Source organism: Nonomuraea sp. NPDC004186 (assembly GCF_053603495.1).
On record NZ_JBSGFQ010000038.1, the window covers coordinates 1 to 24307 of the forward strand.

Below are 24307 nucleotides of genomic sequence, written 5' to 3' on the forward strand. Positions count from 1 at the left end.
TGTGGCCGGTGTGCTGGGCGAGGTGAGCGTCAGCGCCGGCCGATCCAAGACCCGTATCGGGGCCCGTTACCGCCGCATCGCCCGGCGACGCGGTAAACCCAAAGCCCAGGTCGCATGTGGCAACACCATCCTGAGCATCGCCCACACCCTGCTGTCCGATCCTGCCCTCGACTACGAGGAACTGGGCGTCGACTACTACGACACCCGCGTACACCACAAACGGCAGATATCCAGCCATATCCGCGGGCTGCAACGCCTGGGCTACCGCGTCACCCTCGAACCCGTCGACACCGGCGGAGCGGCCGCCTGACACTCACAGCACTCCAACCGAAGAGTCAGACCCCGATCTCAGCGGCGTGAACGCCGCTGAGATGTTGCCACGCGTTGGCTAACGCCGTGTTTTCGGGCCAGAACCCGCAGGAAGTGCAGACCGGCGGGCGCCCTTATACGCGGGTGAAGGATTTTCCACCCGGGTGGAAGATCCTCCGCTCTGGATGCAAAACACCATACCCATGCCAGACCGATCGCTTTGTGCCGCGAGCCATTTCCGGGTTTCGGCCATCCGACCGCATGCCAGGCAAGGCCGGCAATACCGGAGGTATCCCGGACCTCAGCCGGCCATACGGCCCCTGCCTATTCCTCACACATAGGCTCGGTTGGTGCTGACCTTCGCCTTCGATGTCGGGGAAACCATCGTTCGCGACGACCGGCGACTGGGTGGACATCCCCGCCACACGCTGAGGCGGCGGGTGGTGAGCCGGTTCTCCGGACCTTGACGTGCAGCGTCGCAGCTTGCCATAGCCGTTCATCCAGGCATGAGGCCGTCTTCGCCCGGCGACGGCGCCATCAGCACGCCGCACCATGTGTCGGATCCAGCCGATAAGGTCCTCGCGTCCGGAACGGAACGTCATCGGAGAAGTGAATGATGGCCCGCCATACTCCGCCTCGGCCGGTAGCTGTGGAGGAACTCTTTCCCGAGCTGAAGCCGCTCGGCAGAAACGCGCTCCGGCTGCATCCGCGTGCGGGAAACCCGTCGTACGAGGACAGTTCTGTCGGAGGGCCGCTGAGGTGGCCGGCCGATGAGCCCTGGCCGTGGTGCGCCGAGGACCACTACTTCGACGACGGTCTGGAGGACGCCACCCGCCACGAGGCGGTGGTGCCCATGGTGCCGGTCGTGCAGCTCTACGCGGCGGACGCGCCCGGTGTGCCGTTCCCGCGGGGAAGCGATCTGCTCCAGGTGCTGTGGTGCCCGTTCAACCACGGGGAGGAGCCCGCCGAGCGCTGCCCCCTGCCGCAGGTGCACTGGAGGAACGCGGCTGACGTCCGCCGGGTGCTCGTCACACCCCCGGCACCCGCTGACGCTCTTGAGGGCCACGTTCCCATCCCCTGCGTGGTGCACCCGGAGCAGGTGACGGAGTACCCCGACTGGGACGACATACCGCAGGAAGTGCACAACGAGATCGACGACCGGCTGCGCCGGTTCGAGGAGACTGCCGGGTGGTCGTACTTCTACCACCTCAGTGCGGCCCCCGGAACCAAAGTCGGCGGTCATCCGCACGGATGGAACGGCCCGACGACCTGGCTCAGTTGCGAGAGGTGCGGGCAGCCCATCCAGCATCTTCTGACCGTGGCCTGTGATGAGTTCGACGGGGAGTCCTGGCGGACCTGGCTCCCGGTGGAGGACCGGCCCGACGACGACAGCGGGCCGGAGATCTACCTTTCGAGGTCCGAACGAGCCGAGGCCGCGCACAATCCGCCCGGCCTGATGGTGTCGGGCGGGGGCAGTGTCTACCTCTTCGAGTGTCGTTCCTGCCCCGATCGCCCAGTTGAGCACCTTTTCTATCTCAACTGAGCAAGACGAACAGGATTGGGCCTGCGCCCTCCGCCCGAGTTGGCCGCAATGCCCGCCAGAGCAGCCCGGTTCGGGCGGGTGGTGTCCTCGGGGCCAAAGATCCCGCCCTTTTCAGGTGGCGCGGAAGTCCGCGATGATCTCGTCGAGCTGGCGCAGGGCTCGCTCGACGCGTACGGGATCGGCGTAGTAGGGGTCGTCGGGCACCGGGAGCGACGACGCGAGGCCCCAGCCGCGGCCCCGTGCCCACGTGGCGTCGTCCACGCCGAGCGTCTCCCGGTAGACGTCCCGAGCCGTCGGAGGCAGGAACGTCCACGCGGGCAGCAGGTCCACGGCGGGATCGCCGACGGCGAGCGTGCCGAAGTCGATGATGGCGCTCAGCCTGCCCTCGACGGTCAGGAGGTTCCCGGGCGCGAGGTCGCCGTGGATCCACACCGGCGGGCCGCCCCAGGCGGGGGCCGCCAGAGCCGCCTCCCACACGGCCGTCACCGCGCCGGTGTCGACGAGCCCGCGTAGCGCTTCGATCTTGGGGCGTACGCGGGCCTCGACGGCCACCGAGTCGCGCTCGTCGCCCATCGGCACGCCCCGGAACGCGTTGCTCCACGAAGGCCCGGGGCCGCCGGCCGCGTCGATCCGCTGCAGCGCGTTCACGAACCCCGCCAGCTCCTTGGCCGCCTCGACGGGATCGGCGAGGTCTTCCGTGGTCTCACCAGGCAGCCACCGATAGACCGACCAGGGGAACGGGTAACCCTCGCCGGGCTGGCCCTTCGCGAGCGGCTCGGAGATCGGCAGCGGCAGGTGCGGGGCGAGCTGCGGCAGCCATTCGTGCTCGCGATCCACCTGGCCGACCCACCGGGGATAGCGCGGCAATCGTACGGACATGTCCGGGCCGAGCCGGAACGTCGTGTTGTCCATTCCGGACCGCGGCACGGGGGAGAGGGGCAGATCGGCCCACCGGGGGAACTGCGCCGCCAGCAGACGGCGTACGAGAGCCTCGTCGATCAGCAGGTCGTCAGGGTTGGGCGTCGACACGGACGGCTCCTTCTGATGGAGGAGTGCGAGCAAGCTCGGGAGGTTGTCAGGGGTGGGCGTCGACACGGACGGCTCCTTCTGATGGAGGAGTGCGAGCAAGGTCGGCAGGTTGTCAGGGTTGGGCGTCGATACGGACGGCTCTTTCCGGGGGAGAGGTGCGGGAAGGGCGCAAGACAGGGGCGAGCAACGTCAGCAGCACGACCACGCACGTGATCAGCGCGAACGCGGCGGGGTAGCTGAGCGCGCCCGCGACCCAGCCCGTCACGGCCGGGGCGATCAGGCCCGACAGGTACGTGATCGTCGCGACGCCCGCCACGCCCTCGCCCGGAGTCGTTCCCGCGTTGCCCGCCGCCGCGATCACGAGTGGCACGATAACCGCGATCCCCAGTCCGACCAGGGCAAACCCGGCGATACCGAGCGCGGGCGTGCGGGCCGCGACCACCAGGACGCCGCCGACCGCCGCCACGGCACCGCCGGCCCTGACCGTCGCCGCCGGACCGAGCCGGCGGATGACATGGTCGCCCAGCAGTCGCGCGCTCGCCATGCAGAGCATGAAGACGGTGTATCCGGCGGCGGCCAACCCGGGGCCGGCGTCGGTGACGGCGGTGAGGTAGACGGCGGACCAGTTCGAGCTGGCCCCCTCCGCGAACGTCGCGCAGAATCCGACCAGCCCGATCACCAGGATCCCTCGCGTGGGGAGCGCGAAGCGCCGTGGCGCAGGCGCGTCGCGTACGGAACCCGTCATCCCGCTGTCGGGGAGAAGACCGCGCCCGGCCGCCGCCCCGAGGCCGAGTAACGCGAGCGACATGACCCCGAGGTGGATTCGGGCGTCGATGCCCGCATGCGCGGCCAGGGCGCCGAGTCCGCCGGCGGCCAGGCTGCCGACGGACCACATGCCGTGCAGCCCCGACATGATCGAGCGGCCGAGATGCCGTTCGAGGAGGACGGCGTGCGCGTTCATGGCGACGTCGCACATGCCCGCCGACGCCCCGAACAGCAGGAACGCCCCGAACAGCCACACGGGCGACGGCGAGAGCGCGGGGAGGGCCAGGCCCGCGCACCACAGCGCGAGGAGGACGCGTGTGGCGGCGCGGTTGCCGAAGCGGTAGGCGAGGCGGCCGGCCATCGGCATGCCCACGAAGGCGCCGATCGACGGGCACAGCAGCGCGAGGCCGAGGGCGCCTGGGCTGAGGTGCAGGTGCTCCTGGATCCAGGGGATGCGCGTGGACAGGCTGCCGGCTACGGCGCCGTGCGCGACGAAGACGGCCGCGATGGCACGTTGATGGCTCATGGCCTGAAAATTATCAGGCAGGCTTCCTGATGAAAAGAGGTTTCAGGCAGGGTCCCTGATTATTATGAGGACCGTGAAGACCGCCACCCCCGCTCTGGCCCGAGCGATCAACGACCGGCTGGCCCTCGACCTGCTGCTGGAGCACGGCCCGCTGACCGCGCCGCAGCTCCGCACGCTGACCGGGTTGTCCAGGCCCACCGTGTCCGACCTGATCGAACGGCTCATGGCAGGCGGCCTCGTCGAGGTCACCGGCGAGAGCGGCGAGGACCGGCGGGGCCCGAACGCGCGCCTGTATGGACTGGTGGCGGACCGGGCCCACGTGGCCGGGGTGGACGTACGGCGCGACGCCGTCAACGTCACGGTCGCCGACATCACCGGGCGAGTGGTCAGCGAGGCCAGCACGACGATCGGCGCGAGAGCCGACCTGGCGGCCCTCATCGCAAAGGTGGTCGGGGGCGCGGTGGGGCGACGCGCGCTGGACACGGTCGTGGTCGGCGCGCCGGGGCTGGTCGATCCGCGTCACGGGGAGCTGGTGTCACCCAACGACGTGCCGGGGTGGCGGCCCGGCATGATGGGGTCCGTACGCGAGCGCCTGGGCGTGCCCGTGGTCCTGGAGAACGAGGTCAACCTGGCCGCCATCGCCGAGCTCCGCACCGGAGCGGCCGCCGGGAGCGAGGACTTCGTGCTCCTCTGGCTGGACGACGGAGTGGGAGCGGCGGTCGTGCTCGAGGGCCGGCTGCGCCGGGGTGCGTCGGGCGGCGCGGGGGAGATCGGGTTCCTGGAGGTCGGGGGCGTGGCGTTCTGCGAGCTGTTGAACGCCGAGATCATACGGAGGTTCGACCGGGACGAGCTCGCCCGGCGGATCGCCCAGGGTGCCTTCGCCTACGCCACCCTCCTCGACCCGGGGCTCGTCGTCCTCGGCGGGACGACGGGGCATGAGGATGGGGATGTGCTGGCCGAGCTGGTGGCCGACCACCTGCGCGCCCTGGCCCCGGCGCCGACCGAGGTCCGCGCCAGCACGGTCATGGGCAACGCGGTGCTCCAGGGCGCCGTGCTGACCGCCCTCGACCTGACCCGCGACCGCGTCTTCGGCTGACGCCTCTGCCATATCCCGCCTGATGGCCAGACTGCGGCCGCGTCTTTGGCTGACGAGGCCACATCCCGCCTGATGGTCAGCCCGCGACCGCGTCTTCGGCTGACGCCTCGTGTCCCGCCTGATGGTCAGAGCGCAGGCGCAGGATCGGGCCGCGTTTGCCGCGCGGGCCGTTGACCCACCGCGCCTCGCCCGGAAGGGCTGCCCCACCCCGAGGTACAGGACAAGGCGGGCGCTGGCGGTCCGGGCGGAGACCCCGGTCGAGGGTGCGTGGCAGTGGATCAGCGACCCATTGAACAGGCGGCTGTCAGGCGAGGGCGGTGATCAGGCCCATGGTCAGGGCCGTGCGCTCCGCGATGTGCTCCACCAGCACGTGCTCGTGCCGCGCATGCGCCCCGTCCCCCACCGCGCCCATCCCGTCCAGCACCGGCCGGCCCAGTGCCGAGACGAAGTTCCCGTCGCTGGCGCCCCCCACCGACACCTCGTCCAGCAGCCATCCGAACCCGGCCGCCACCTCCCGCGCCTCCTTGAACAGCCGCTGGGAGGCCGCGTTCGGCGTCATGGGCGGGCGGTTCCACTCCCCGGTGGCCGAGATGGTCACCCGGGGGTCCGACGCCTTCAGGCCGGCGAAGACGTCGTCGATGCGTCCCATCTCCGCCGGATCCGTGACGCGTACGTCGATTCCGCAGCTCGCGTCCCCGGCCGTCACGTTCCGCCCGGTGCCGCCGCTGATCAGGCCGACGTTCACGGTGGTGCCGCGCTCGCGGGATCCGGCCTGGGCCAGGGTGGTGACGATCTCGGCCAGGGCGTGGATGGCGCTCGCCCCCGCGTACGGGTCGAGCCCCGCGTGCGCCTCCACGCCGGTCACGCTCACGTTGAACAGCCCCACGCCCTTCCTGGCGGTCTTGAGCGCTCCCTCCTGGGATGCCTCGAAGACCAGGGTCGCCAGCGTGTCCTCGCTGGCCGCCTCGATGTGCGCGCGGGAGGCGGGGCTGCCGATCTCCTCGTCCCCGTTGAAGAGGTAGCGCACGCTCGGATGCGGCAGCCCGAGTTCGCGCAGCCCGCGCAGGGCCCAGATCGACTGGACGAGGCCCGTCTTCATGTCGAACACGCCAGGCCCCGTCGCCTTGCCGTCCACCACCGCGAACGGCCAGGCGGCCAGCGTCCCGGTCGGCCAGACGGTGTCGTAGTGGCTGAGCATGAGCACGGTGCCGGGCGCGGTGCCCCGGTAGGTCAGCTCCAGGATGTCGCCGTAGGACCCGCCGTCGTGCAGGACCTCCTCGTCCGGCGTCCCGAGGCGTTCGACGGCCCGGCCGCGGATCTCGCGCAGCCCCTTGACCAGCATGGCCTTGTCGTAGCTGTGGGTTTCCAGCTCCACCGTGGCCTTGAGGTCGTCGAGCATGGCCGGGAGGGCCTGCCGGGCCCAGTCGGTGATCAACACGAGGTCCTTTCTAAGGAATCGGCGCTCCGGGGCCGAGCGGGATGCCGAGCCACCAGAATGCGAAGAACAGCAGCGTCCAGACGACGAGCAGGGTGAACGAGAGCGGGATGGTCATCGAGGCTAGTGTGCCGATCCCGGCCGAGCGCCGGTAGCGCTGGAGGAAGCCGAGCGCCATCACGAAGTACGGGCTCATCGGCGTGATCGCGTTGGTGCACGAGTCGGCGATGCGGTAGAGGGCCTGGGTGTATTCGGGCGGAATGTTCAGCAGCATCAGCATCGGCACGAAGACGGGGCCGACGAGCGCCCACTGCGCGGACCCGCTGGTCACCACCAGGTTGATCAGGGTGACCACGACCAGGATGCCCAGGAACACCACGGGCCCGCTCACCCCGGCCGACTTCAGCAGGCCGGCCCCGTCGATCGCGATGATCTCGCCGATGCCGGTCCACTTGAAGTACGCCAGGAACTGCGAGATCGCGAAGAACAGCACCAGGATCGGCGCCATCTCGCGGAACCCGTGGGCCATGAAACCGGGGATGTCCCGGCTGCCGGTGATCGTCCCGGCGGCCTTCCCGTACGCCCACCCGACGGCCAGGAACGCCAGCGCGAGGAAGATCGCGATGGAGGTGAGCAGCGGCGACTGCACGATGCCGCCGTCCTTGCCGCGTAGCGGCGACCCGGCGGGCAGCACGGCCGCCACCACGGCGGCCACGTACACCACGAGCGCGATCAACGCGGCCCGCAGCCCCTTCCGCTCCGAGACGCTGAGCGCCAGCGCGCCCAGATCCTCGTCGAAGGAGGTGGAGGAGCCGGTGGAGCCGGTGGAGCCGGTGGAGCCGGGGGAGGCGGGGGAGGTGGAGGAGGTGGAGGAGGTGGAGGAGGTGGAGGAGGTGGAGGAGGTGGAGGAGGTGGAGGAGGCGGGGGAGGGCTCCGGGTCGATGGGCATCGACTCGACCCGGCGCGCCAGCACGCGCTCGGTGACCAGGGTGATCGTGGCGGCCAGCACCAGGGAGGAGGCCAGCGAGAAGAAGTAGTTGGCCAGCGGCGTGACCGTGTAGGCGGGATCGACGGTGTGCGCGGCGGCCGTGGTGAGCCCCGACAGGATGGCGTCGGTCGGCGTGATCAGCGGGCTGGCGTCGTAGCCCGCCGAGATCGACACGAACGCCACCACGATGCCCAGGATCGGGCTGCGCCCCACCGCGCGGAAGGCCAGCGCGCCGAGCGGGATGAGCACGACGTACGCGGCGTCGGAGGCCACGTGCGCCACCATGCCGGTGAACGCCAGCGCGAACGTCACCCACTTCGGCGACACCCTCGACACCCCGGAGCGCAGCACGGCGGCCAGCAGCCCCGAGCGCTCGGCGACCGCGACGCCGAGCATGACGACCAGGATCGTGCCGAGCGGCGGGAACGAGGTGTAGTTCGTGACCGCGTCGCCGACCATCATCCGGACGCCGTCGGCGGACAGCAGGTTCTTGGCCACGACGGTCTTGCCCGTCGCCGGGTTGACCGCCGACACCCCTGCCGCCGCCAGACCCCAGCTGACCAGCGCCAGTAACGCGGCCAGGATGACGAACAGCCAGAACGGATGGGGCAGCCTGTTGCCCAGCCGCTCGATCCCGCCCAGCACCCGGAGGAGGCCGTTCAGGGACCGCGAACCTGTCACCGTCTCGGACGCGCTCACGGGCACGCCTCCTTCCCGCATTTCGGTCAACCATTACACGCGGTAAGGAAGCGTCCTGACAAGAGTAAGGTCAAGAGACGGCGACAACCGGCTCCCGGAGCGGCAGCCGTACCTCGAACCAGGTCTCGCCCGGGACCGAGCGCACCTTGATCTCCCCGCCGTGCCGCCCGGCCACGATCCGGTACGAGATGTCCAGGCCGAGACCGGTGCCCTGACCCACGCTCTTCGTCGTGAAGAACGGCTCGAAGATCCGGTCCTTGATCGCCTCGGGCACGCCGGGGCCGGTGTCGCCGATCTCGACGATGGCCTCGTCCTCGTCGTGCGCCGTGCGGATCGTGAGCGTGCCCCCGTCGCCCATCGCGTCGAGCGCGTTGTGGATGAGGTTCGTCCAGACCTGGTTGAGTTCGCCCGCGTAGCAGGGGATGGGCGGCAGCGTGCGGTCGTAGTCGGTGGCCACCGTGATGCCCGGGGGGATCTTGCCGCGGAAGATCGCGACCGTGCTGTCGAGCAGGTCGTGCACGTCGGCCTGCTGGAACGGCGCCCGGTCCATCTGCGAGTACTGCTTGGCCGAGCCGATCAGCGACGTGATGCGCTCGGTGGCCTCGGTCACCTCGTTGAGCATCTGGGAGATCTCGATCGCCTTGGCCAGCCACTGGACCGCCGAGGGAGCGCGCTCCTCACCCACCTTGGTGCGGATCTTCTCCAGCGCCTCGGGCGTGAACCCGGCAATGACCAGCGCGGGAGCCAGGTCCCACGCGTCCTCGATGCCCAGCTCGTCGAGCGCGTCGCCCAGCTCGTCCTCGGCGTCGGACGCCTCCAGCGGGCTGCGCTGGGGCAGCTTGCCCAGGTTGTCCGTGCAGGACTCCTGCCACTCGATCATCATGCGCAGTTTCTCCGGCGGGATGCCCTCCTCGGCGAGCTGGGCGAGCTGGAGGCGCGAGGTCTTGATCAGCGAGCGCAGCTCGCTCGCGGCGCGCACCGCCGCGGCGGCCGGGTTGTTCAGCTCGTGCGTGAGCCCGGCCGTGATCGTGCCGAGCGCGGTCAGCCGCTGCCGCCGGTCGATGATCTCCCGCTGCATCCGGCCGCCCGACAGCATGCCGTCGAGCAGGTGCATCGCCATCGGGAACCACTCGGCCACGATGTAGGCGAACTTCTTGGCCGGCAGCATGAACATCCGCGTCGGCGCGGTGGTCCGCAGCGTGTGCTGGTACGTCTGCGGCGCCCGGTCGCCGAGGTAGGCGCTGGTGGCGCCGCCGTAGACGCCGGGCTGCGACGTGCGGGGCATCGCCACGGTCCCGGCGCTGACCGTCTCGCTGATCATCTGGATCTCGCCCTCGAGCAGCACCGCGAAGCACTCGGCCGGGTCGCCCTGCTGGAGGATCACCTCGTCCTGGCCGAACGTGCGCACCTGGCCGCTGTTGGCCAGCTTGGTGAGCTGCTCGTCGTTCAGCCGCTCGAAGAGGAAGAGTTTGCGCAGTTCATCGATGTCGATGTTGGTCATTGCTTCTCCAAGTAGCGATGCACGAGCGCGACGGCCATCGCGCCCTCGCCGACGGCGGAGGCCACTCTCTTGATCGAGTCGGCGCGTACGTCACCCGCGGCCAGCACCCCGGGCACGTTCGTCTCCAGGAAGTACGGCTCGCGCCGCAGCGGCCAGTTACGCGGCCGCTTCCCGCCCTGCACCAGGTCGGGCCCGGTCAGCACGAACCCCTTCTCGTCGCGTTCGACCGTCTCGCCCAGCCACGACGTGTACGGCTCGGCCCCGATGAACACGAACAGCCACTGCGCGTCGACCGTGCGCTGCTCGCCCTTGGTCGAGAGCGTCAGCCGCTCGAGGTGGTCGTCGCCTTCACCGCCGACGACCTCCGTCTGGAGGTGCACCTCGATGTTGGGGATCGCGGCGATCTGCTCGATGAGGTAGTGCGACATGGACTTCTCCAAACCGTCACCCCTCACCAACAAGTTGACCTTGCTGGCGAATCCCGACAGGTAGACGGCCGCCTGCCCGGCCGAATTGGCCGCGCCCACGATGTACACGTCGGTGTCCTGGCAGGACGGCGCCTCCGTCAGGGCGGCGCCGTAGAAGACGCCCCGGCCGGTGAACTCGTCGAGCCCCGGCGCGTCCAGCCGGCGGTAGGTGACGCCGGTCGCCAGGATCACCGCGTGCGCGGCGATCTCCCCGCCGTCCTTGAACCCGACCACCCGCGCCTGCCCGCGCGGCTCCAGCGAGACCACCTTGCGCGCGGTCAGCAGCTCCGCCCCGAACTTCAGCGCCTGCCTGCGCGCCCGGTCCGCGAGCTGCTGCCCGGAGACGCCGTCGGGGAAGCCCAGGTAGTTCTCGATCCTGGAGCTCTGCCCCGCCTGGCCGCCCGAGGAGTAGGCCTCGACCAGCACGGTCCGCAGCCCCTCCGAGGCGCCGTAGACGGCCGCGCCGAGCCCGGCCGGCCCGCCGCCGACCACGATCAGGTCGTAGAAGTCGGTGGCCGGCGTGGTCGACAGGCCCACCGCCGCCGCCAGCGTGGCCTGGTCGGGCGACTCCAGGGTGGTGCCCTCCGCGGTCACCACGAGCGGCAGGTGGCAGCCCTCGCCGGCCGCCTTCACCAGCTGCTCGCCCTCCGGGTCCTCCGACAGCATCCACCGGTACGGCACGTGGTTGCGGGCCAGGAAATCACGAACCTTGTACGACTGAGCCGACCACCGGTCGCCCACCACCCGCAGCTCGGAGCGCTCGATCCGGTCCGTGCGCATCCAGGCGTCGAGCTGGCCGTCGATCACCGGGTAGAACTTCTCCTCCGGCGGGTCCCACGGCTTGAGCAGGTAATGGTCCAGATCCACCACGTTGATCGCCTGGATCGCGGCGTCGGTGTCGGCGTAGGCGGTCAGCAACACCCTGCGCGCGTACGGATACAAGTCCATGGCGGCCTCGAGGAACTCCACGCCGTTCATCTGCGGCATGCGGTAGTCGGCCAGGATGGCCGCCACCTCGTCACCCCGCAGCCGCATCTCCCGGACGGCCTCGATGCCGTCCCGGGCCGCCTCGGCGCGGACAATCCGGTATTCCTGGCCGTAGCGGCGTCTCAGGTCGCGGGCCACCGCCCGTGAGACGCCCGGATCGTCATCAACGGTAACGATGACCGGCTTGTCCATGTCTTCTCCCCACTCGTCCCTACTGGAAGCATGTCATGTGCGGGGGAGTCGGTAGGCACTCGCTCATATCATGGTCGGATGCGTACACGCGATCGCATCATCGACGCCGCCGAGCAGGCGATTCGGGAGTTCGGCATCGCGGGTGCCACCACCAAGCGTATCGCCCAGCAGGCCGGCTGCTCCGAGGCGTTGCTCTACAAGCACTTCGCCGGCAAGGAGGCGCTGTTCCTCGCGGTCCTGCTGGAGCGGCTGCCCGCGCTCGGCCCCGCGCTGGAGCGGCTGCGGAGGAGCACCGGGCAGGGCGACCTGGCCGGCAACCTGGCCGAGTTCGCGCTGATGGCGCTGGAGTTCTACACCAAGGCCGCGGCCATCGCCTCCGGCCTGCTGGCCGACCCGTCGCTCATGGCGGGGTTCAGGGGCATGCTGGCCGCCAGCGACATGGGCCCGCACCTGCCGATCCGGGCGCTGGCCGAGATCCTCCGGGCCGAGCAGCGCGGCGGCCGGCTCGACGAGGGGATCGACGCCGACGCCGCCGCGTCGATGCTGATGGGCGCCTGCTTCCACCGGGCGAACCTGACGTACTACGTCGAGCTCCCGGAGGCGGACGAGCCCTGGGCCGCCGCGATCGCGCGCACGCTGGTGCGGAAGTGACGCCCGTTACGCGATGACGCGGCTCTCGCCGCCGTCCACCAGCATCGAGATCCCGTTCACGAACGAGGCCCGCTCGCTGGCCAGGAACGCCACCACGTCACCGACCTCCTCCGGGCGGCCGACGCGCCCGATCGGCACCGCCTCGCCCCGCCGGGCCAGCCCCTCCTCGTCGCCCGCCAGCGACCGCAGCCGATCGGTGTCGATCGGGCCCGGCATCACGTTGTTGACCAGCACGCCGTCGCCGGCGACCTCGCGGGCCAGCGTGCGCACGACGCCGGCCACGGCCGAGCGGGTGGCGTTGGACAGGGCCAGGCCGTCCAGCGCCTCGCGGGCCGACCTGCTGGTGATCGTGACGATGCGGCCCCAGCCGCGCGAGCGCATCTCGGGCAGGACCGCGTACAGCAGGCGTACGGTGCCGAGCAGGTTGCGCTGGACGGCGACGTCCCAGTCGGCCAGGCTCGTCTCGTCGAAGCGGCCGGACGGCGGCCCGCCGGAGCTGGCCACCAGGATGTCGATCGGGCCGAGCACGTCACGCGTCTCCTCGACCACCCGCCGGGCCGCGGCGGGGTCCTCCACGTCGGCCAGCACGGCGTGCACGACCTTGCCGTACTCCTGCAACTGCACGACCGCCTCCGCGAGCCGCTCCGGGTTGCGGGCGGCGACGCAGACGTCGCAGCCCTCCCGTGCCAGGCTCTTGGCGGCGGCGAGCCCGATGCCCGCGCTGCCTCCGGTGACGAGGGCGACCTTGCCCGAGATGCCGAGATCCATAGGGGCGACTATAGATCGTGCGGGAGTGTCGCGACCTCTGCGTCGGGGGTGACGCGGGTGAGCTTGTCGGGGTTGAGCAGGCCGTAGATGCGGGTGATGAGGCCGTCGTGGACGTCGATCAGCACGACCTGGCGGTTGCCCGCGACCCGGGTCCAGAGGGCCGGCTGGCCGTTGAGCTCGATCAGCCGGGAGTCGGCGAAGTCGTAGCGGCTGAGCAGGCCGTTGAGGAAGGCCACCACCTTGTGGCGCCCGAGGATCGGCCGCAGCGCGGCCCTGACCTTGCCGCCGCCGTCGTTGTAGGACACGACGTCCTCGTGCAGCAGCTCGGTGAGCGCCGCGAGGTCGCCGCCCGCCGCCGCGTCCATGAACTTCGTCAGCAGCTCGGTGTGGTCCTCGGCCGACGGGTGGAACCGGTCGCGCCCCTCGGCGAGCCGGACGGAGGCCCGGCGGTGCAGCTGCCTGGCGTTGGCCACGGAGATGCCGACGATCTCCGCGATCTCGTCGTACGGGAGCTCGAAGGCCTCCCGCAGCACGAACACCGCCCGCTCCGGCGGCGACAGCCGCTCCATCATGTGCAGGGTCGCGTACGAGACGGTGTCCCGCAGCTCGGCCGTGTCCAGCGGCCCCGCCTGCGCCGTCATCACCGGCTCGGGCAGCCACGGCCCCGTGTACGCCTCGCGCTTGACCCGCGCCGAGCGCAGCTGGTCGAGCGCCAGCCGCGAGACCACGGTCACCAGGAAGGCGCGCGGCTCCTTGATCTCGCTCCGGTCGGTGCCCTGCCAGCGCAGCCAGGCCTCCTGTACGACGTCCTCGGCGTCCCACATGCTGCCGAGCAGGCGGTAGGCCAGCCCGAGCAGCATGGGGCGGTGCTCCTCGAAGTCCACGATTGGCATCATGCCCGGTCACCGGCGAGGGGGCAGAAGTGGGGGCAGCCGACGGTCCATGGGTGGAAAAGCCGCGGTAAGCATGATGAGCTTGGCGGGTGGCGAGAAATCTGATCCTGTCAGGAGGCCCGTTCCACGACTTCGCCGCCACGTCGGCAGCGCTCGCGGGAGTGCTGGCCGAGGTGGGGGTCGAGTCGGAGATCACCGAGGACATCGCGGGCGCGCTGAGCGAGCCGTCGGAGGTCCAGCTCATCACCGTCAACGCGCTGCGCTGGCAGATGGACCACGACCGCTTCGCCGACCTGCGTGACGAGTGGCGCTTCGCCTTACCGGCGCAGGCCCGCACCACGCTCCTCGATCACCTCGACCGGGGCGGCGGGCTGCTGTGCATGCACTCGGCGTCGATCTGCTTCGACGACTGGCAGGGCTGGCCGCGCGTCCTGGGCGGCTGCTGGACCTGGCCCAAGTCCCACCATCCCCCGCTGGGGTGGACGGGCGTGCGGGTGCACGGCGATCACCCGGTGGTCGAGGGGCTGCGGGACTTCGACGTGGTGGACGAGGTCTACAGCGACCTCGACATCCTGCCGGACGTCGAGCCGCTGGCGTCCTCGAACGGCCAGCCGCTGGTCTGGGCGCGGCCGGTGCGGCGCGGCCGGGTGTTCTACGACGCGCTGGGCCACGACACCAGGTCGTACGACAACGAGGTGCACCGCGCGATGCTCCAGCGGGCCGCGCTGTGGCTGCTGAAGCGGCCCGTCACCATCACGGAGTGAACGACCAGCCGCTCCAGCGGGTCACGTCCACGAGGATCACCGGGCCGCCGGGCCGGTGCTCGCGATACTGGCCGTACTTGGCCGCCAGCGCGTCGAGCGCCGGCTCGCGCTCCGGCCCCTCCTCGACGACCGCGGCCAGGCCGTCGGCGCGGGCCCACCACAGCCGGGTCCAGTCGTCCTCGTAGTGGTCGGCCAGCAGGCTGACCCGCGGGTTCTCCCGGATGTTGCGCACCCGTCTCAGGTCGGTGGTGGTCTTCGGCTTGTGATCGATCGCGGTCACCACCCGGTCCGCGACCACGGCGAAGGTGACGGGCACCAGGTGGGGTGTCCCGTCGCCGCTCGCCGTGGCCAGCCGCGCCACCCGCTCGCCCCGGAACCTCGCGCGGGCCCGCTCGCCGTCCATGCGCCCCATTCTCACCGCCGGCGGATCGGTCCGGAACTTACAAGACCGCATGTCGCCGACGTGGGCACGATGAGTTCATGAACGTGAACCTTTCCGCGATCCCCGGCTTCCTCGCCGGGCACGCACGTGTTCTGGACCGCCGCCGCTACGACCTGCTCATGGGCGACGGCGACGCCGCCTCCGCGCTGGGCGCGCTGGAGGCCTACCGCAACCCCGACGGCGGCTACGGCTGGGGCCTGGAGCCGGACCTGCGCTCACCCGAGAGCCAGCCGGGGGCCGCGCTGCACGCCTTCGAGGTGTTCGCGGACGTCGCTCCCGTGACCTCGCCCCGGGCCGCGGCGCTGTGCGACTGGCTGGACTCGGTCACGCTGCCGGACGGCGGGGTGCCGTTCTCGCTGCCGCTCACCGTCGGCGAGGCCACCGCGCCCTGGTGGGCGGGCGGCGACGCGGACACCTCGTCCCTGCAGATCACCTCGATCTCGGCGGCCGCCGCCCACCGCGTCGCGGCCCATGACCCGGCCGTCGCCGCGCATCCGTGGCTGGAGCGGGCCACGCGCTACTGCCTCGACGCGATCCAGGAGCTCGACAAGGCGCCGCACGCGTACGTGCTGGCGTTCGCGGTGCGCTTCCTCGACGCCGTGTACGACACCCAGCCCAGGGCGGCCGACCTGCTCAAGCGGCTGGCCGCGTACATCCCCGCGGACGGGCGGGTGCCGGTCGAGGGCGGCACCGAGTTCGAGACGCTGCGGCCGCTGGACTTCGCGCCCCACCCGGGCGGGGCGGCCCGCGACCTCTTCGAGCCGGACGTGATCGCGGCGGACCTCGTACGGCTGGCGGGGCAGCAGAAGGACGACGGCGGATGGGAAGTGGACTACGCGCGCATCTCCCCGGCCGGGGCGCTCGACTGGCGCGGCGCCGTCACCGTGAACAACCTCGCACTGCTGCGCGAGAACGGCCTCGTCTAGGGGGACAGGCGGCGGGCCGACTCCGACTCCTGGGCCATGCGGCGCAGCGCCTCGAACGCCTTGCCGTACAGGACGGTGCCGAGCACCAGGGCCTCCACGGCGGCGTCGCGCGGGCCGTCGAAGGGGATGGTGTTCATCTCGACCTCGGAGACGAGCTTCTGCGCGATCTCGACGTACGGCTTCAGGTCGACGGGCAGGCCGAGCTGGCGCATCCGGACGATCGTCTGGGCCAGCTCGTCCCGGGCGGGGGCGGTGGGCGTGACGTCCCAGCCCTGGCCGGCGACGAGACGGTCCACCTCGTCGCGGGCGATCTGCCACTCCTCGCCGGGCTCGGGCTCGACCGTGGCGCTCAGGGCGTAGTGGGCGGTGCCGAGCAGCAGGTGCACGGGGAGCGACTCGTCCTCGACGGCCTCGATGATCTTCTTGATCGAGGCGACGGGGAGCCGGCCCACTTCGAGCAGGGCTCGGATCAGGCGGAGTCTGCGCAGGTGGGAATCGTCGTACTCGGCTCTGGTCGCGGCTGTCTGCTCGCCCGGGTGCAGCAGGCACTCGCGGAGGTAGTACTTGATCGTCGGAATGGCCACACCGGACTTGGCACTGAGTTCGGAGATGCGCATCGCTAGATAATAGCGCTATCCAGAGCGGGCGAGGTGCCGGGCGGCGCTGAGGAGCTCGTGGACGTCCGTCTGGCGGTTCCAGAGGAAGACCACCTCCAGCGGCGGCACGTCTTCTTTTATAGGGACAAATGCAAGTGTGTCGGGGATGGTGGTGCCCTCGTGGACGCACAACGCGTAGCCCGCGCCTTCCTCCACCATGTTGATGACCAGGTCGTGCGTGGCCGCGGCCGGGCCGAGGCGGGGGTGGAGGCGGTGCCGTACGAACCCCTCCAGGAAGCGGCGGGCCCCGGCGACCGCGTCGGACTCCGGCATCACCAGCGGCTCGCCCGCCAGGTCCGCCAGCGACAGCGCCTCGTACGACGCCAGGGGGTGATCGCGGTGGAGCAGGGCGCGCACCGGGAAACGGTGGACCAGCATGCGGGCCACCCCCCTGGGCAGCGAGCCCGGCGCGTAGCCGAGCCCTGCCTGCAGGGTGCCGTCCGCGATGGAGACGATCTGCTCGGCCGTCCCCATGGGGGCCACGCGCAGGTTGGAGGTCTGGAGCTGGGAGAGCAGCCGGGCCACCACGTCCGCCAGCCCGTCGGCCACGCCCAGGCGCGCGGTCGTGACCCTGTTCCTGGCGGCGGCCACGGCGCGGTCGAAGGCGTCGACCGCCACGGTGGCCTGGGCCAGGAAGGCTTCGCCCGCCTCGGTCAGCTGCACGCCGCTGGACGACCGGCTGAACAGCTCGACGCCGATCTCCTTCTCCAGGGCTCTGAGCTGCTCCGACAGCGTGGGCTGTGCGATGTGCAGCGCGGTGGCGGCGCGGCGGAGACTGCCCGCGCGGGCGATCGCCATCGCGTACCGGACGTAACGTAGATCCATCCCTCACCTCAGCGTGATGATGGGCTTATCGGTTGATCACTCCTCCGTATTACAAGAGGACCTGCCTCCCGTGAAGATATTCAGTTATCCACTGGTGGCGACATTTCCGGATTGGATGTGTTTGCCGAGCAAGCGCTTGTCTCCAGCTGCTGGCGCGGGCTAGCGTGCGTCTACAGAGCGGGCCATGGACGCGGGAGGCGGCGGATGCAGCCGTTTGCGGGGTTGGCGGCGGTGGCCGGGGTCGGGATGACGGCGCTGACCAGGGAGTCCGGGCGGAGCGAGCTGGAGCTGGCGGTCGAGGCGTGCCGGGCGGCGTGCGCGGACGCGGGCATCGGGCCGCGTGACGTGGACGCGGTGCTCAGCTACCACCTGAACGACTCCGCCCCCGTCGTCCAGGTCGCGCGGGCCCTGGGCATCGAGCGGCTCGGGTGGCACAACGACATCGCCGGGGGAGGCACGCAGGCGGCGTCGATCCTGGGCGACGCGGCGATGCTCATACACGCCGGGTTGGCGCGAAATATCGTGGTCTATCGGGCGCTCAACGGCCGCTCCGGCAAGCGCATGAACACCGTCTCCACCGGCCCCCAGGAGCGTTTCACGTACGGGCTGGCGGGCCCGATCCCGCTGTTCGCTCTGGCCGCGACCCGCTACCTGCACGACACGGGCCTCACGGAGGAGCACCTGCACGCGGTCGTCGCCCAGTCCAGGGAGAACGCCAAGGCCAACCCCCGGGCCCTGCGCCGCGAACCCCTGGAGCTCGCCGACTACCTCGCCCGGCCGTACGTGAGCACCCCCCTCCGCACGGTCGACTGCTGCCAGGAGACCGACGGGGCCTGCGCCCTCGTGGTCAGCGGCGTGCTCGACGGGCCGCGCGTGCGGGCGGTCGTCCGCGGAGGAGGCCCCGGCTGCTCGTCGATGGACCGCGCCCCGGACGTCACCGCGATCTTCTCGGCGTACGTGGCGCCCATGCTCTGGGAGGCGTCCGGGCTGCGGCCGTCGGACGTGGACGTGGCGCTGCCGTACGACGCCTACTCGTGGCTCGTGCCCCGGCAGCTGGAGGACTTCGGGCTGGTCGAGCGCGCGGACCTGGGGCCGTACCTGCTGGAGCGCCGGCACGCCTGGGTGAACCCGCACGGCGGGCTGCTCTCGGAGGGCTACGTGCACGGTCTGAACAACGTGGCCCAGGCCGTCAGGGAGCTGCGTGAGGGGCGTGAGGTGGCCCTCGTGACGGGGTTCGGGGGCAGCTACGGGAGCGCCGCCCTGCTCGTACGGTGAAAAATCGGCTGAAATGCTCATGAGGCCTCCGACATGTACGGGGTGATCCGATCCCGACGACCGAGGAGGCCGACCATGGGGACCGCCCGTGGATGACGACCGGAAAAACCGGTTCGAGGCCGTTTACCAGCAGACGTACGAGCACATACTCGGCTACGCCATGCGCCGCTGCGACTCGCCGGAGGACGCGGCGGACGTGGTCGCCGAGACGTTCGCGATCGCCTGGCGCCGCATGGACGCGCTGCCGCCGGGCGGCGCGTCCAGATTGTGGCTGTACGGGGTGGCCAGGAACGTGCTGGCCAACCACCGCCGCGGCCAGGCCAGGCACCGGAACCACAGCATGGAGCTCGACGCCGACCTCGCCGACCTGTACGCGCACTCGCCCGAGACCAGCGTCGAGCTGGGCGCGATCGCGCGGGCGTTCGAGCAGTTGTCCGAGGACGACCGGGAGCTGATCTCGCTGGTGGCCTGGGAGGGCCTGGACCGGGCCCAGATCGCCACAGTGCTCGGCTGCTCGCGCAACGCCGTCCGCATCCGCCTCCACCGGGCGCGCAAGCGCTTCTCCAAGGCGCTGGCCGCGGCGGGCGTGACCGTCAACTACCTGATCATGGAGTCCGCGTGAACGAGTTGCAGCACCTCGCCAGGGTCCGCGACGAGGAGCTGGCGGGCCAGGCGTCCGGCGCGGGGGCGCGGGCGCTCCTCTCCTCGATCACCTCCGAGGAGCCCGCCGCCGAGCCTGCCCGCCGTCGGGCCCCTCGGTGGCGTACCCGCCTGGCCGTGGGCGCCGTGGCCGTCACCGGGCTCGCCGCGGCCGCCGTGATCGCCCCCGCCGTCCTCGGCCCGCGCGGCCCCGCCACCTCCTACGCCAGCTCCGCCATCGACATCGAGCTGCGCGGCGACATGTACGTGGCCACCATCAAGGACCCGTTCGCCGACTACGCCAAGTACACCGAGGGCTTCAAGGCCGTGGGCCTGAACGTGAACCTGGAGGTCGTGCCGGTGTCTCCCACCCAGGTGGGCCAGATCACGGGCATGCGGCTGAGCGGTCGGCTGGCGCCCAACGGCCAGTCCATCACCAACGGCACGTCGCCCGAGGGCTGCGCGTTCGGCAGTGCGGGCTGCGCGATGACCGTCGAGGTGGCCCGCGGCTGGACCGGCTGGGCCTCGGTCCGGCTGGGGCGGGCGGCGCGGCCGGGGGAGAGGTACCAGAACTGGCGCTCGGCCATGAAGAAGGGCGAGATGCTGGCGGGCTACCGCGCCGACGGGAAGACCGTGGGCGAGGTCATGGCCGAGGTTCGCCGGCGCGGCCTCGAGGCGGTCTTCCAGATCATCACCCCCGCGCCGGACAACGACGGCTACGGGGTGGACCCGAAGCAGCAGTCGGCCGAGGTCGGCGACGACTGGATGGTCTGGGAGGTCCAGTCGGAGAAGGCCGGCGTCGTGCGCCTGATGGTGACCAAGGAACGACTGCCGAAGAACCCCGTCTACGGCGACACGAAGATCCTGGACGAGTAGCCGGGATCAGGTGGTGAAGGCGGCATGCCGGGCGCGTGCCTCGGCCTCCGGGAGCAGGTCCCGGGCCGCCAGCCAGGCCGCCGCCCCCGCCGGGTCCCCCGCCGTGACGGCGTCCGCCAGGAGGTCGTGGACCGCTCGCTGGATCGGGCCCTCCGACGTGAGCACGCCGCCTGCGAGCACGATGGGCAGGCCCGGCTCGTGCACCCGGGCCGCGGTGCCCGCCAGCCGGGCCGCGGCCTCGGCGACGAGGGCCCGCGCGACCGGGTCGCCCGCCTCGGCGGCCCGGCTGACGAGGGGCGCCAGCTCGGCGAGCGCCAGCGGCGGCCGGGCGTGCACCGCCGCCGCGAGCTGCGCGACCGGATCCTCGCCCACGCCTTCGGGCAGCAGCTGCCGGACGACGAGCTCCACCAGCAACCCGCCCCCGGCGCTTCGAGAGGTGAGGGCGGTGAGGGCGGTGAGGGCGCGGACGGTGGCGCGGGCGGCGGCGTGGCCGAGCCAGAAGCCCGAGCCCTCGTCCCCGAGCAGCCACCCGTACCCGTCGGCGGTCGCCGTCTGCTCGTGATCGGTAATTTTTGCCGCGATCGCCCCCGTCCCCGAGATCAGGACGGTGCCCGACGGCGAGGAGGTGCCGGCCGCGAACGCGGTCACGGTGTCACCGACGACCCGTACCGGCAGGCCCTGGGGGAGGAGCGGGCGCAGGACGCGCCCGGCCAGCTCCCGGCACGCCGCGGGATTCCCCGCCAGCCCCATCACCACCGTGCTGACGTGCGGTAACGAGGATGATGCCGCCTCCTGGACGGCGGCGGTCAGGTGCGCGCAGGCCCGGTCCATGCCGAGCGTCACCGGGTTGGCGCCGGGCGCGTGCCCTCGCCCGACCGGCGCCCCGTCCACCGTGAACAGCGCGGCCCGCGACGAGGTGCCGCCCGCGTCGACCCCGAGTACCAGCATGTCAAAAATTATTGCCCAAATGCCTTGACGACGCCAGATCCTGGTCATAATTTTCATCGCGTGGAACTACTCAACCGCATCGAGGCCGAGCAGCGCGACATGCCCGAGGCGCTGCGCAAGGTGGCCGAGGTGATCCTGGCCGCGCCCGCCGAGGCCGCCCGGCTGACCATCGTCGACCTGGCCGAGCGGAGCGGGACGTCCACGGCGACCATCACGCGCTTCTGCCGCGCTCTCGGCTTCACCGGGTACGCCGAGCTGCGCGTGGCCGTCGCCACCGAGACCGGCCGCAAGGCCCAGCAGACCTGGCACACCGACATCGGCCAGGAGATCCTCCCCGACGACAGCCTCGACAAGGTGCTCGGCGTCGTGTCCGGCAACGACATCCGTCTGATCCAGGAGACCGCCGACCAGCTCGACCTGGCCGTGGTGGACAAGGCCGCCCAGGCGGTGGCCAGGGCCGGGCGGGTGCTGCTGTTCGGCGTGTCGAGCAGCGCGGCGGTGGCCAGCGAGATGGAGTACCGGCTGCAGCGCATGCGCGTACCGACCTGGAGCAGGTCCGACGCCCACAGCGCGCTGACGGACGCCGCGCTGCTCGGACAGGGCGACGTGGCGATCGGGATCTCGCACAGCGGCCGGACGCGCGAGGTCATCGAGGTGCTCGCGGAGGCGAGCAGCCACGGCGCGATCACCGTGGCCGTCACCTCGCAGCCGCGCTCCCCGCTGGCCGAGGTGGCCGAGCTGGTGCTGACCACGGCCAGCCGCGCGACGAGCTTCCGGTCGGAGGGGTTCGCCGCGATCCACTCGCAACTCCTGGTGCTCGACGTCGTGTACGTGTCGGTGGCCCAACGCACGTACGAGCGCACCAGGCAGGCATTCGACGTGACTGTCCGGGCGGTGGCCGGACATCGGCTCCCGGAAGGGGATTTATGACAGTAGATCCAGCAAAGTTCGCTCAGCACATCGCCGACCTCGTCCGGACGATCCCGGAAGATCCGGAGATCGCCCGAGCCGCCGGCCTCTTCACCAAGGCGGTGAGCGCGGGCGGCGTCATCCAGGCGTTCGGCTCCGGCCACTCGGAGGCCGTCGCGATGGAGATCGCCGGCCGCGCCGGCGGCCTCGTGCCCACCAGCAAGCTCGCGCTCAGGGACCTCGTCCTGTACGGCGACGCCCCCCGCTCCGAGCTGGACCGCTACGACCTCGAACGCGACCCGTCCGTCGCCCGCGCCATCCTCGACCTGGCGCCCGTCCACCCCGGCGACCTGTTCGTCATCATCTCCAACTCGGGTGTCAACGGCGTGGTCGTCGAGCTGGCCACGCTCGTCAAGCAGCGCGGTCACGACCTGATCGCGATCACCTCGCGCGCCCACGGCGAAGCCGTCGCGTCCCGCCACCCCTCGGGCCGCAAGCTTCTCGACCTGGCCGACGTCGTCCTGGACAACCGGGCGCCCTACGGCGACGCCGTGCTCCCCCTGCCCGACGCGGGCGCCTCCGTCGGAGCCGTCTCCACCATCACCTCGGCGCTGCTGGCCCAGCTCGTCGTGGCCCAGACCGTACGCAACCTGCTCGAAGCGGGCGAGGTGCCGCCGGTCTACCTGTCGGCCAACGTCCCCGAGGGTGACGCCCACAACCTCAAGCTGGAGGCGCTGTACGCCGGTCGCATCCGGCGCGGCGCCTGAGTCCTCCGCAAGCTGTCACGAGCTCTGTTCGGCATGCCCGGATTCCGGGGCCGGACCTCGCAAGGAGAACCCCCCATGTACCGAAATATCGGAAAAGTTGTCCTCTCCTTAGCTCTCCCTCTCGTCCTCGTCGTCGTGGCCCTGGTCGCCCCGGCCAGCGCCCAGCAGTCCGTACGCCTCCAGTACCGCACCAGCGCTCCCGGAGCCACCACCGCCCAGGCCGAACCCTGGCTCCAGCTCTTCAACGACGGCACCACCACGATCCCGCTCAACCAGGTCAAGATCCGCTACTACCTGACCGGCACGGAGACCTACCGCTTCGCCTGCTCCTGGGCCGTGGTGGGCTGCTCGACGGTGACCGGGCAGTTCGTCCGCCAGTCGGGCGCCGACCAGTACCTGGAGGTCGGCTTCACCTCCGGCAGCCTGGCCCCCGGCGCGAACACCGGCGACCTGCAGCTGCGCTTCTACCGCGCGGACTGGCAGACGTTCACGCAGAGCGACGACTACTCCTACGGGTCCAATACCGCCTACACGAACTGGGACAAGGTCACCGTCCACGTCAACGGCCAGCTCGCGTGGGGGCGGCCGAACGGCACCGAGCCCAGCCCCACTCCCACTCCCACGGTCCCCCCGACGGGCTCGGCGGGGGTGCTGTTCGACGACTTCACGTACACGGGGTCGAGCGACCCGCGCCTCGCCCAGCGCGGCTGGACGGTGCGCTCCAGCTCCGGCGGCCCCGGCGTGCCCGGCGCCACCTGGTCGCCCTCGGCGGTCTCGTTCCCCGGCGGCCTGCTGACGCTCGACTCCACCACGAACGGCACCGCCGCCGGCACCGTCCAGACCGAGCTGTCCACCGCGAACCGCAAGTTCTTCGAGGGCACCTACGCCGCCCGGGTCCGCTTCAGCGACGCCCCGGCCAGTGGCCCCGACGGCGAGCACGTGGTGCAGACGTTCTTCACCATCACCCCGCTGCGCTACAACCTGGACCCCGACTACGGCGAGCTCGACTTCGAGTACCTGCCGAACGGCGGCTGGGGCGAGCCGTCCAACATCCTCTACACCACCAGCTGGGAGACCTACCAGGCCGACCCGTGGCAGGCCGTCAACACCCACACCGAGGAGCGCGCGAGCTTCGCCGGCTGGCACGACCTCGTGATCCAGGTCTCCGGCGGCCGGATCAGGTACTACGTGGACGGCCGCCTGTTCGCCGACCACGGTGACATCTACTATCCCGAGACGCCCATGTGGATCATGTTCAACCAGTGGTTCATCGATCTTCAGGCCGCCACGGGGACGCGTACGTACCGGCAGCAGGTGGACTGGCTCTACTACAGCAAGAACGAGGTCGTCCCGCCCGCCGACGTCACCGGCCGCGTCGCCTCCCTGCGCGCCGCCGGCACCGCCTTCACGGACACCGTCCCCAACCCGTGA

The 24307-nt window shown here is 71.1% G+C and carries 24 protein-coding genes; 12 read left to right on the plus strand and 12 right to left on the minus strand.

What is annotated here, in order from left to right; all coding sequences use genetic code 11:
• Together ACWEPL_RS28470 and ACWEPL_RS28475 are read left to right on the plus strand one after the other, a co-directional pair.
• A partial coding sequence (locus ACWEPL_RS28470) for a hypothetical protein (RefSeq protein ID WP_452437949.1) occupies window positions 1-310 on the plus strand: 310 nt, incomplete at its 5' end.
• A gap of 648 nt (window positions 311-958) precedes the next feature.
• A complete protein-coding gene (locus ACWEPL_RS28475; protein WP_452437950.1) occupies window positions 959-1852 on the plus strand; it encodes a DUF1963 domain-containing protein in 894 nt (297 codons plus the stop codon).
• 111 nt (window positions 1853-1963) lie between these two features.
• On the opposite strand, the gene ACWEPL_RS28480 is transcribed toward ACWEPL_RS28475, so the two are convergent.
• Together ACWEPL_RS28480 and ACWEPL_RS28485 are read right to left on the minus strand one after the other, a co-directional pair.
• Window positions 1964-2881, minus strand: coding sequence for an aminoglycoside phosphotransferase family protein (locus ACWEPL_RS28480; protein ID WP_452437951.1), 918 nt, complete (start codon window positions 2879-2881; stop codon window positions 1964-1966).
• A gap of 112 nt (window positions 2882-2993) precedes the next feature.
• Window positions 2994-4172: an MFS transporter gene (locus tag ACWEPL_RS28485; RefSeq protein ID WP_363967838.1), complete on the minus strand. Its 1179-nt coding sequence runs from the start codon at window positions 4170-4172 to the stop codon at window positions 2994-2996.
• A gap of 73 nt (window positions 4173-4245) precedes the next feature.
• On the opposite strand from ACWEPL_RS28485, the gene ACWEPL_RS28490 reads away from it, so the two are divergent.
• The gene (locus tag ACWEPL_RS28490) at window positions 4246-5268 is read left to right on the plus strand and encodes an ROK family transcriptional regulator (RefSeq protein ID WP_452437952.1); all 1023 of its coding nucleotides are present in this window, start codon (window positions 4246-4248) and stop codon (window positions 5266-5268) included.
• A gap of 304 nt (window positions 5269-5572) precedes the next feature.
• Here ACWEPL_RS28490 and ACWEPL_RS28495 read toward each other — a convergent pair whose 3' ends face one another.
• From ACWEPL_RS28495 to ACWEPL_RS28510, 4 genes are all read right to left on the minus strand, one after another.
• Window positions 5573-6667 (minus strand): M20 family metallopeptidase, encoded by a 1095-nt coding sequence (locus ACWEPL_RS28495; RefSeq protein ID WP_452438006.1) that lies wholly within the window; start codon window positions 6665-6667, stop codon window positions 5573-5575.
• A gap of 49 nt (window positions 6668-6716) precedes the next feature.
• Window positions 6717-8390, minus strand: coding sequence for an AbgT family transporter (locus ACWEPL_RS28500; protein ID WP_452437953.1), 1674 nt, complete (start codon window positions 8388-8390; stop codon window positions 6717-6719).
• Between the two features lie 70 nt (window positions 8391-8460).
• A complete protein-coding gene (locus ACWEPL_RS28505) occupies window positions 8461-9891 on the minus strand; it encodes an ATP-binding protein (RefSeq protein ID WP_363967830.1) in 1431 nt (476 codons plus the stop codon).
• The gene (locus ACWEPL_RS28510) at window positions 9888-11537 is read right to left on the minus strand and encodes an FAD-dependent oxidoreductase (RefSeq protein WP_364240387.1); all 1650 of its coding nucleotides are present in this window, start codon (window positions 11535-11537) and stop codon (window positions 9888-9890) included. Before ACWEPL_RS28510 ends, ACWEPL_RS28505 begins: the two co-directional genes overlap by 4 nt.
• A 78-nt stretch (window positions 11538-11615) precedes the next feature.
• Between ACWEPL_RS28510 and ACWEPL_RS28515 the strand changes: the two genes are divergently transcribed.
• Entirely contained in the window at window positions 11616-12188 is a 573-nt protein-coding gene (locus tag ACWEPL_RS28515; protein ID WP_363967826.1) for a TetR/AcrR family transcriptional regulator, read from the plus strand.
• Window positions 12189-12194: 6 nt separating this feature from the next.
• Here the strand turns inward: ACWEPL_RS28515 and ACWEPL_RS28520 are convergent, their stop codons facing one another.
• On the minus strand, window positions 12195-12956 hold the full coding sequence (locus tag ACWEPL_RS28520) for an SDR family oxidoreductase (RefSeq protein WP_363967824.1): 762 nt from the start codon (window positions 12954-12956) through the stop codon (window positions 12195-12197).
• 8 nt (window positions 12957-12964) lie between these two features.
• Window positions 12965-13840, minus strand: coding sequence for an RNA polymerase sigma-70 factor (locus tag ACWEPL_RS28525; protein ID WP_452437954.1), 876 nt, complete (start codon window positions 13838-13840; stop codon window positions 12965-12967).
• Between the two features lie 98 nt (window positions 13841-13938).
• On the opposite strand from ACWEPL_RS28525, the gene ACWEPL_RS28530 reads away from it, so the two are divergent.
• Entirely contained in the window at window positions 13939-14613 is a 675-nt protein-coding gene (locus ACWEPL_RS28530) for a ThuA domain-containing protein (RefSeq protein ID WP_363967822.1), read from the plus strand.
• Here the strand turns inward: ACWEPL_RS28530 and ACWEPL_RS28535 are convergent.
• Window positions 14603-15016: a TIGR03668 family PPOX class F420-dependent oxidoreductase gene (locus ACWEPL_RS28535; protein WP_350724515.1), complete on the minus strand. Its 414-nt coding sequence runs from the start codon at window positions 15014-15016 to the stop codon at window positions 14603-14605. The two genes, ACWEPL_RS28530 and ACWEPL_RS28535, sit on opposite strands and share 11 nt — an antisense overlap.
• Before the next feature lie 77 nt (window positions 15017-15093).
• Here ACWEPL_RS28535 and ACWEPL_RS28540 point away from each other — a divergent pair, with 77 nt between their 5' ends.
• Complete coding sequence (locus ACWEPL_RS28540; protein WP_452437955.1) at window positions 15094-15981, plus strand: hypothetical protein; 888 nt, start codon at window positions 15094-15096, stop codon at window positions 15979-15981.
• On the opposite strand, the gene ACWEPL_RS28545 is transcribed toward ACWEPL_RS28540, so the two are convergent.
• Together ACWEPL_RS28545 and ACWEPL_RS28550 are read right to left on the minus strand one after the other, a co-directional pair.
• Window positions 15978-16598 carry a MerR family transcriptional regulator gene (locus ACWEPL_RS28545; RefSeq protein ID WP_452437956.1) on the minus strand — a complete coding sequence of 207 codons (621 nt, stop codon included), beginning with the start codon at window positions 16596-16598 and terminating at the stop codon, window positions 15978-15980. The genes ACWEPL_RS28540 and ACWEPL_RS28545 overlap by 4 nt on opposite strands.
• 15 nt (window positions 16599-16613) lie before the next feature.
• Window positions 16614-17462: a LysR family transcriptional regulator gene (locus ACWEPL_RS28550; protein ID WP_363967814.1), complete on the minus strand. Its 849-nt coding sequence runs from the start codon at window positions 17460-17462 to the stop codon at window positions 16614-16616.
• Window positions 17463-17666: 204 nt separating this feature from the next.
• Here ACWEPL_RS28550 and ACWEPL_RS28555 point away from each other — a divergent pair, with 204 nt between their 5' ends.
• The 3 genes from ACWEPL_RS28555 to ACWEPL_RS28565 all read left to right on the plus strand — a co-directional run bounded on the left by ACWEPL_RS28555 (window position 17667) and on the right by ACWEPL_RS28565 (window position 20252).
• Window positions 17667-18737, plus strand: a complete 1071-nt coding sequence (locus tag ACWEPL_RS28555; protein ID WP_452437957.1) for a thiolase C-terminal domain-containing protein — start codon at window positions 17667-17669, stop codon at window positions 18735-18737.
• 88 nt (window positions 18738-18825) lie between these two features.
• Window positions 18826-19359, plus strand: a complete 534-nt coding sequence (locus ACWEPL_RS28560; RefSeq protein WP_363967810.1) for an RNA polymerase sigma factor — start codon at window positions 18826-18828, stop codon at window positions 19357-19359.
• A complete protein-coding gene (locus ACWEPL_RS28565; RefSeq protein ID WP_452437958.1) occupies window positions 19356-20252 on the plus strand; it encodes a hypothetical protein in 897 nt (298 codons plus the stop codon). Before ACWEPL_RS28560 ends, ACWEPL_RS28565 begins: the two co-directional genes overlap by 4 nt.
• A gap of 6 nt (window positions 20253-20258) precedes the next feature.
• Here ACWEPL_RS28565 and ACWEPL_RS28570 read toward each other — a convergent pair whose 3' ends face one another.
• The gene (locus tag ACWEPL_RS28570; RefSeq protein WP_452437959.1) at window positions 20259-21200 is read right to left on the minus strand and encodes an N-acetylglucosamine kinase; all 942 of its coding nucleotides are present in this window, start codon (window positions 21198-21200) and stop codon (window positions 20259-20261) included.
• Window positions 21201-21260: 60 nt separating this feature from the next.
• Between ACWEPL_RS28570 and ACWEPL_RS28575 the strand changes: the two genes are divergently transcribed.
• From ACWEPL_RS28575 to ACWEPL_RS28585, 3 genes are all read left to right on the plus strand, one after another.
• Window positions 21261-22130, plus strand: coding sequence for a MurR/RpiR family transcriptional regulator (locus ACWEPL_RS28575; RefSeq protein WP_355201494.1), 870 nt, complete (start codon window positions 21261-21263; stop codon window positions 22128-22130).
• Window positions 22127-22876: an SIS domain-containing protein gene (locus tag ACWEPL_RS28580; RefSeq protein WP_350724531.1), complete on the plus strand. Its 750-nt coding sequence runs from the start codon at window positions 22127-22129 to the stop codon at window positions 22874-22876. The genes ACWEPL_RS28575 and ACWEPL_RS28580 overlap by 4 nt, the downstream gene beginning before the upstream one ends.
• 75 nt (window positions 22877-22951) lie before the next feature.
• Entirely contained in the window at window positions 22952-24307 is a 1356-nt protein-coding gene (locus ACWEPL_RS28585) for a cellulose binding domain-containing protein (RefSeq protein ID WP_452437960.1), read from the plus strand.